9 protein-coding genes and 1 rRNA gene are annotated in these 8,353 nt (G+C 49.8%); all 10 read left to right on the top strand.

The window, feature by feature from the left end:
* Window positions 1-92 (top strand): 5S ribosomal RNA (rrf, locus tag AK95_RS16695); the annotation flags it as partial.
* A gap of 295 nt (window positions 93-387) precedes the next feature.
* The gene (locus AK95_RS16690; RefSeq protein ID WP_071221052.1) at window positions 388-1,425 is read left to right on the top strand and encodes an ABC transporter ATP-binding protein; all 1,038 of its coding nucleotides are present in this window, start codon (window positions 388-390) and stop codon (window positions 1,423-1,425) included.
* Window positions 1,418-2,176: an ABC transporter permease gene (locus AK95_RS16685; RefSeq protein WP_071221051.1), complete on the top strand. Its 759-nt coding sequence runs from the start codon at window positions 1,418-1,420 to the stop codon at window positions 2,174-2,176. The genes AK95_RS16690 and AK95_RS16685 overlap by 8 nt, the downstream gene beginning before the upstream one ends.
* A 45-nt stretch (window positions 2,177-2,221) precedes the next feature.
* Complete coding sequence (locus AK95_RS16680; RefSeq protein WP_071221050.1) at window positions 2,222-2,587, top strand: GntR family transcriptional regulator; 366 nt, start codon at window positions 2,222-2,224, stop codon at window positions 2,585-2,587.
* Window positions 2,588-2,612: 25 nt separating this feature from the next.
* Window positions 2,613-3,314: an ABC transporter ATP-binding protein gene (locus AK95_RS16675; protein WP_201259395.1), complete on the top strand. Its 702-nt coding sequence runs from the start codon at window positions 2,613-2,615 to the stop codon at window positions 3,312-3,314.
* Window positions 3,311-4,057, top strand: coding sequence for a hypothetical protein (locus AK95_RS16670; protein WP_071221048.1), 747 nt, complete (start codon window positions 3,311-3,313; stop codon window positions 4,055-4,057). The genes AK95_RS16675 and AK95_RS16670 overlap by 4 nt, the downstream gene beginning before the upstream one ends.
* Window positions 4,058-4,401: 344 nt before the next feature.
* The gene (locus AK95_RS16665) at window positions 4,402-5,505 is read left to right on the top strand and encodes an amidohydrolase/deacetylase family metallohydrolase (protein ID WP_201259396.1); all 1,104 of its coding nucleotides are present in this window, start codon (window positions 4,402-4,404) and stop codon (window positions 5,503-5,505) included.
* Window positions 5,483-6,586 carry a DgaE family pyridoxal phosphate-dependent ammonia lyase gene (locus tag AK95_RS16660; RefSeq protein ID WP_071221046.1) on the top strand — a complete coding sequence of 368 codons (1,104 nt, stop codon included), beginning with the start codon at window positions 5,483-5,485 and terminating at the stop codon, window positions 6,584-6,586. Before AK95_RS16665 ends, AK95_RS16660 begins: the two co-directional genes overlap by 23 nt.
* A gap of 1 nt (window position 6,587) precedes the next feature.
* A complete protein-coding gene (gene dagF, locus AK95_RS16655) occupies window positions 6,588-7,343 on the top strand; it encodes a 2-dehydro-3-deoxy-phosphogluconate aldolase (protein ID WP_071221045.1) in 756 nt (251 codons plus the stop codon).
* On the top strand, window positions 7,336-8,352 hold the full coding sequence (locus AK95_RS16650) for a sugar kinase (protein WP_071221044.1): 1,017 nt from the start codon (window positions 7,336-7,338) through the stop codon (window positions 8,350-8,352). The genes dagF and AK95_RS16650 overlap by 8 nt, the downstream gene beginning before the upstream one ends.
* The last annotated feature ends 1 nt before the right edge of the window (window position 8,353 follow it).

Raw genomic sequence — 8,353 nt, 5'->3', positions numbered from 1 at the left:
CACGCGTTCCCATACCGAACACGACCGTTAAGCCTTCCAGCGCCGATGGTACTTGGACCGAAGGGTCCCGGGAGAGTAGGACGTCGCCAAGCGAACAACCATAAAGACCGTTATCGAGTCATCGATAGCGGTCTTTTCCTATTGCTCCTAAGAGTGTGATGTTATCTATACTTGCCCCAAAAGACGATCTTTTAGGATCGTCTTTTTTCGTTTCGCCAAAGATTCATCCTCACGCTTTTTCGCAATCCTCTAAATCATCATAATGAGGCAGCAGTTCCCTGAGCGCACAAGCAAAATTTCCACACTGAAAAATTAGGCTTTACAGAACCAAAACACTAGTGTACTATTTAACTATAACACAGATACAAAAAGGAGTGTAACTAATACATGAGCGGAAACGATTCAAATAAAAGGACAACGAATATAGAGAATGCCTCAGGGGAATGGGTTGATGGAATCAGTGGATCGGCCTCCACCAATAGGAAAGATGCCAAGAAAGGACCCGTCGTGCTTACCGTCAATCAGGTCACCAAAACGATTGGCAAGAAGAACATCGTCGATGGGCTATCCTTTGATATTCATCTCGGTGAAATCGTTGGTTTGCTTGGACCGAACGGCGCGGGCAAAACAACAACCATTCGGATGATTGTAGGGTTAATCGAGATGACCCATGGCGATGTACAGGTAAAAGGGCACAGCATCAAGAAGGACTTCGTTCAAGCCGTCCGGCATATCGGGGGCATCATCGAGAATCCGGAATTCTATCCGTACATGAGCGGTTATGACAACCTGAGACAGTACCAGCGGATGTCTGAGGGAGTGACCATCACGAGAATCATGGAGGTGGTTAAGCTTGTTGGGCTCCAGGATGCCATACACAAGAAAGTGCGCGCTTATTCCCTGGGAATGCGCCAACGGCTTGGAATAGCGCAGGCCTTGCTGCATAATCCATCCATCCTCATTCTTGACGAGCCGACGAACGGCCTGGATCCAGCCGGTATCCGCGAGATGCGGGATTACTTGAAGCAAATCGCCAAAGATGAGGGAATTGCGATTCTCGTATCCAGCCACCTGCTGTCGGAGATGGAACTGATGTGCAGCCGTGTGGTCGTTATCCAGGAGGGGAAATTCGTAACCGAGCGATCTATCGGGGGGACAGTTCTTAATGAAGAATTTACTACGGTAAGCTTCCGCGTGAATGACGTGACCATGGCTGAACAAACGATTAGACATTTGCAAAACATCACATTGCGGAGCACCCAACTGGAGGAGGGAATCATTACCCTTCAACTTCAGGAAGAAGATATTCCTTCGCTGATCCAGACACTGTGTGATGCACGGGTACGGATTTACCGGGTGGAAGAGATCAAATCGTCACTTGAAGAAGAATTCTTAAAATGGACAGGAGGCAACCGCATTGCGTAGCTTTGGAAATCTCGTCTGGAATGAATGGCTCAAAATGTTTAAGAAACGCAGCTTCTTCCTGCCCTATGCGCTTTTGGCCGGGATGGTGGTCTTCACGGCTTTCTTGCTCTATAAGTTTTCCGGTGGGAGCAGTACCGGTTATGAATTTGCCGAGATAGCTGTAACAACCAAGGGAATGGGGCAAGTGCTGACCCTGCTTGCCATTGTCGTGACGGCAGGAGCCGTAGCGAAGGAACACAGTATGGGAACAATCAAATTGCTGCTTATACGTGCACAGAGCCGCACCAAAATTTTGGCATCGAAATATGTGGCCGTATTGATTTACATCTTAACACTGGTGGCCTTCATGTTTGCTGTAGCCGTGCTGACAGGTCAAATTACGTTCGGCATGGATGTCGGCTCCGTTACGCTTGGCGATGTGTTCATTGGAGCGGTGAACAACCTGGTGTATACGATCGTTTATGTAACGCTAACCTTTATGGTAGGCATTCTAACGAGATCTACCGGTCCTGCAATCGGCATCGGCATGTTTATGGTCATTATGGAAAGTATGGTGGTACAGCTGCTTGCGCGTTACTCCTGGTCTAAATACCTGCTGTTCCTGAACGTGGACCTTTCCATGTACAGCGGAGGCGCAAGCTCTCCGATTCCAGGCATGAGTTTAACATTCTCAATGATGATGCTCGCTGCATATCTCCTCTTGTTTCTTGCGATAGGCTTTGTTACGTTTAAAAAACGGGATGTCGCATAAGGGACCTGAGTTCGAGGTAGAGCGGCGGAAAGGAGCAACCCGACAGTGAGTATAGAATTCGACAATAATCTGCCGATCTATTTACAGATCATGACGTATTTAAAGAAAGAAATCATCATCGGCAAACTGCAGCCCGGTGATAAAATCCCATCGGTTCGAGAATTAGCGAGTGAGCTTCAAATAAATCCAAACACGGTGCAGCGAACTTTTCAGGAATTGGAGCGTGAGGGTATTGTGGAGACGCGGCGGGGATTGGGCCGATACGTAACAAGCGAGGAATCGAAAATCATGGAAATCAAAAAAGAAATGGCCGGCGATCTGCTGAAACGGTTTATACGCGGCATGCAGGAGCTCGGCTTTAAAGATCAGGATATCATTACGATCGTGGAAGATGCTGTGAAGCAGCCATGATCCAAAAAGCGGAGGTGAGACCATAGTGGAAAATCTGTTACAGGTAAAGAACGTGACCAAAACGTATGCCGGCGGCCGCAGAGCATTACATGATGTTAATCTGGATATTAACGGTGGAAAAATCATTGGTTTGCTTGGCACCAACGGCAGCGGAAAGAGTACGCTTATGAAAATAGCCGCTGGGTTGATCCAGCCCACAACGGGCGGCGCTTACGTGAATGGCAAACCGGTAGGCCTGGAAACGAAAGCCGTCGTTTCCTTTATGCCGGATCGGCCCGTGACGGAATCCTGGATGAAGGTATCGGATGCGGTGGCATATTTTAAAGATTTTTATGAGGACTTTAATGTGGATAAGGCACGCAACATGCTGGAATTCATGAATTTAAAGACCCATGACCGCATCAGTTCCTTATCCAAAGGAATGAATGAGCGCCTGCAGTTATCATTGGCCTTGTCCCGTGAAGCGCAGCTGTATATGCTGGATGAGCCGATTGGCGGAGTGGATCCGGTAGCCCGGGGCAAAATTTTGGATGCGATTGTGGAGTTCTACAACGAAGACAGCAGCATTATCATTTCAACCCATTTGGTCCGGGATATTGAGCGGATATTTGATGAAGTGATCTTTATTCGGGGCGGCGAAGTCGTTATGCATGACGAAGTTGAGAACATCCGCCTAAAACACGGAAAAAGTGTGGATGAGATGTTTAAAGAGGTGTATGCGGAATGATAAAACTGTTCAAATACGACTGGAAGAGAAATTCGACGACGCTGCTCGGCGCCTTCGCGATCCTTCTCATCGTTCAGATTGCGATCACGGTAGCAGGCTCGATAAGAGATTGGGAGCTTGGAATAATGCTGGGTCTAAGCATGCTGGCTTATGGCTCCGTGAGTGTATTGCTTCTTGTGGTCACTGGCAAGAACTTCGGCTTTAACATAAAGGCATATCACCGACGTTTACTTCCCGTACATTCCGTGTGGAATGTGGTTTCATCACTTTTACTGGCATGTGTAAGCTTGCTGGTACTTGGGATATTGATGGCTCTGCATTTATGGTACTACTTGAACGCAGCGGACATTTGGGAATATATCAATTTCGCTGATGTTCCCGTTTCGTATTATGTCGGGCTTGCCCTGCTGATGGTATGGAAATTCATCTATTTGATGATTGCGATATTTTTTGCAATTACCGTGTCCAGGAGTATCACGAAGAAGGGCAGTACATGGATCGGCATTCTGGTGTTTTTCGTGTTGCAATACGTGCTTGGCTGGCTTAGCCAAATGCTTTTCGGAGAAGATGCAGCGTGGGCCGGTCCTATGGCTAGCATTTCGTTTTATGAGAAAGAGGCAGACCTTACGGTATCGACCGTGCCATATACATTAGCTTGGGGGGCGCTTGCTTTTGAAGTGATATTGGCCGCGTTGATCGTGTATGCAACGGTCTACCTCATCGACCGGAAGGTTGAGGTTTAACCAAAAGGGATACTTGGAATCCGGAAGACAAATGAATAAGGTTTAGACTATGACGAACAAAGAGACTGCCTATCGAGGGCAGTTTTTTTTGCGTATGGAAGGAGATAACAGGGGCAAGACAGAACTAGAATTAGCCTTCCTGAGCAAGAGTGGAACCCTCCATTAGATCATGTGAAAAGGGGATAAATACAGAAATGCGATTAAACATTATAACGTTATATTCACGTAGCGCTCGTTCTGTGCTATGCTATAGTCACGACACTCAACTTACACAATGTAAACCGACGGGATAAGAGGATCCAAGGCTGGTCCGGCAAGGCTGAAGGAGTGAAGCTATGAAGATATTGGAACAGCGTTTTATTATACGCAATGTAAAGACGGTCCAACAGGATGAACCTTTTGACATTGTCATGGAGAACGGGTTCATAACCGAAATAACGGATGCAAACACGGCACAGGGTGCCAACTGTTTTGATGGTACGGGTCTATATGTGTCCAGCGGCTGGATCGATATGCATGTCCATGCGGTCGCCAAGCTGGAGCCTTATGGAGATGCCATCGACGAGATCGGCGTTAAGCAAGGGGTTGCCACCATAATCGACGCAGGAAGCTGCGGCGCGGATACGATTGGAGAACTGGCAGCCGAGGTTGCAAGGTCCAAGACGAATGTGTTTGCTTTTCTGAATATTTCGCATATCGGTCTGCAGCGGATCGACGAGTTGTCCAGTCTGGAATGGATCGATGCCGAGAAGGCAACAAAGGCGGTAAACACGTATCCGGATCTGATCATTGGACTCAAGGCCAGAATCAGCAAAAGCGTCGTCAGGGACAATGGGGTAGAACCGCTTCGACTCGCAAGAAAATTGTCGGATAAAACGTCACTGCCGCTGATGGTACATATCGGGTCAGGGCCACCTCCGATTGAGGAAGTATTGGAGCTGCTTCAGAAAGACGACATTATTACTCATTATTTGAACGGCAAAGCCAACAATTTATTTGATTCGGACGGGAAGCCGATCCCTGCCCTGGTGGAAGCGATAGCTCGCGGCGTTCATCTGGACGTGGGCCATGGAACGGCAAGCTTCTCGTTCTTGGTGGCGGAATATGCCAAGGCCCAAGGGATTAAGCCGGACACGATCAGCACCGATATTTATCGCGGGAATCGCATCCATGGCCCGGTCTACAGCCTGGCTAATGTCATGACGAAGTTCCTGTATTTGGGGTACAGCCTGCAGGAGGTGGTCTCAGCGGTAACGGACCATGCAGCAGGATGGTTGCGCCGTCCGGAGCTTGGCCGAATTCAAGCCGGCGATGCCGCTCACCTGACGCTGTTTGCCCTGCAGCAGGGCGCTATGAGTTTAACGGATTCCGAAGGGGAGACCCGAATCGCTGATCGATATATCGAAGCCAGAGGAGTGGTAGTCAATGGATCATTCATTACATGCTAAATACGGGTTGAAACGCGTGGTTAATGCCAGCGGGCGCATGAGTATTCTTGGTGTATCGGCGCCGACGGATACCGTCATGGAAGCGATGCGGATCGGCGGGCAGAGTTACGTGGAAATCGCGGATCTGGTAGATAAGGCGGGGGATTACATGGCGCGCATCCTTGGTTCCGAGGCTGCGGTCGTTGTCAATTCCGCTTCCAGCGGAATTGCGCTTTCCGTGGCTGGAATCGTTACCGAAGGCAAGCGCAGACGCAGTGACCGACTGCACCAGGAGCCCATCGTGAAGAACGAGATTATCATGTTTAAGGGACATAATGTGCAGTATGGTGCACCTGTCGAAACGATGGTTTATCTCGGGGGCGGCAAGGTCGTTGAAGTTGGGTATGCCAACGAAGGGCGCAAGGAGCATATCGCAGAAGCGATTAATGAGCGTACAGCCGCCATTTTGTATGTGAAATCCCATCACTGCGTACAGAAAAATATGATTTCGGTAGAAGAAGCGGCAGAAGTGGCCCAGGCACATGGACTTCCGCTGATTATCGATGCTGCTGCCGAAGAGGATATCCAGAAGTATGTGAAATACGGGGACCTGGCCATATACAGCGGATCCAAGGCAATTGAAGGCCCGACCTCCGGCATTGTCGGCGGCAAACGTCAATACGTCGAGTGGGTAAAAGCGCAGCTTCATGGTATTGGGCGCAGCATGAAGGTAGGCAAGGAAACGACGTTTGGACTGCTTCAGGCGCTGGATGAGTATATGGCGAAGGAAGATAAGAGTGAGCAGGAGAAAGCGGCACTGGAGGAAATGAAATCCTTATCGAAATTGCCGGGCATTGAGGTAACCATTGTTCAGGACGAAGCGGGAAGGGCGATCTATAGGGGGCGCGTGAAAGTCGATGAAAATGCGGCCGGAGTTAGTGCCAAGTCCATGAACGATCAGCTTCGCGAAGGCGACATTGCTGTGTACACCAGGGATTACGGCGTTCGCCAGGGGTATTTTGATATTGATCCTCGCTCGCTTTCCGGGGATGATTTGCAGGTCATTATAACGAGAATACAGCAGATTGCAGGGGGAAACTAAGATGGCAAATATGGAGAAACGTCTTTACAGAAATCGCGCGGCATTGAACGTACTTGCAGGCAGCATTCAGAACGCGAAGGAAATTTTTGAAGCTTCGGAAGGGCATGTGCTGGTCGGCGTATTGTCCAAAAATTACCGGAACGCACAAGAGGCCGTTATTGCGATGAAGGAGTACGGGTCCGTTATCGAAGATGCGGTATCGATTGGATTGGGTGCCGGGGATAGCCGCCAAGCTGCGGTGGTTGCCGAGATAGTGAAGAGCTATCCGGGCACGCATATCAATCAGGTGTTCCCGGCAGTCGGTGCTACACGTGCCAATCTGGATGGCAAAGAAAGCTGGATTAACAGCCTCGTGTCCCCTTCGGGTCAAGTGGGTTACGTGAATATCTCAACCGGACCGGTGAGCGCTGCCGGATCGGACAAAGCCATCGTACCTGTAAAAGCGGCTATCGCGCTTGTGCGCGATATGGGCGGTAACGCACTGAAGTACTTCCCGATGCAGGGCTTGAAGCTGGAGGATGAGTACCGCGCGGTAGCGAAGGCGTGTGCGGAGGAAGGATTCGCGCTTGAACCAACCGGGGGGATTGATAAAGAGAATTTTGAAGCCATCGTGCGCATCGCATTCGAAGCGGGAGTGCAGCAGGTCATCCCGCACGTGTACTCCTCGATTATCGACTCGGCAAGCGGAGATACAATCATTAGCGATGTTCAAGAGCTGCATCGCAAGCTAAAAGCGCTGGTTGATCAATATGCCTAAGACGATTGCCGCATATGGCGAAGTGATGATGCGTCTTCAAGTACCGGGATATGCTTCCTTGGCTCAAGAGAGCCATCTGAATTACTCTTTTTCCGGCACGGGGGTAAACATCGCCTCGGCTGTGGCAAGGTTCGGTCATAACGGTTATCTGGTCAGCACGCTGCCGGATAACCCGCTTGGCGAAGCGGCGGTTTCCTACTTGCGCAAGCTTGGCATCGATACTTCCCTCATAAGCCGCGGAGGCAAATATGTTGGCATGTACTTTTTGGAGAATGGCTTTGGTGTCAGACCCGGACGCGTGACCTATACGGACCGGCTGGGCAGCAGCTTTAACACGGCAGAGGATGCCATGTACGATTTCGGTGCGATTGCCCAAAAGATAGACATGGTCCATTTTTGCGGTATAACTCTTTCCATGAATGACACGGTACGAGGCCAAATGAAGACACTGGCTCGTGAAGTTAAGGCTAACGGGGGAACCGTTGTGTTCGATTGCAATTATCGTCCCTCTTTATGGGAGACAGACCGCTATGAGTTTGCCAAGCCGCACTATGAGGAAATGCTGACATTGGCGGATATCGTCTTTATGAATGAGAAGGATGCTATCTATATCCTTGGCATGGAGACGACCCGGGAGGATAGGAACGAACAGCTGCAGGAGTTGATTCCGAAGGTGGCAGCGAAGTATAATATTACGGTTGCGTCGGGTACCCACCGCAAGATCAACGGGGATAACACCCATTCCCTGCAAGGCTATCTCTACACGGATGGAGCGTTTCATTTTTCCAAAACGTTGACGTTTTCCGTTCACGATCGTATCGGCGCGGGTGATGCTTACGCCAGCGGGGTGATCCACGGGATCTCGGAGGGTTATGAACCGAATCGGACGGTTGATTTTGCCGCAGCTGCGGCGATGCTTGCCCATACCGTAACAGGGGATACGCCGACGGCGAACGAACGCGAAGTGCTTCAGGCAATGAGTCATCATATGTCTGACGTGGAAAGGTAGG

It is taken from the genome of Paenibacillus sp. LC231, from assembly GCF_001860525.1.
In the GTDB taxonomy this organism is placed as follows: Bacteria; Bacillota; Bacilli; order Paenibacillales; family Paenibacillaceae; genus Paenibacillus_AQ.
Note: the sequence above shows the minus strand (reverse complement) of the source record. Positions and strands in the feature narration are given on the sequence as shown.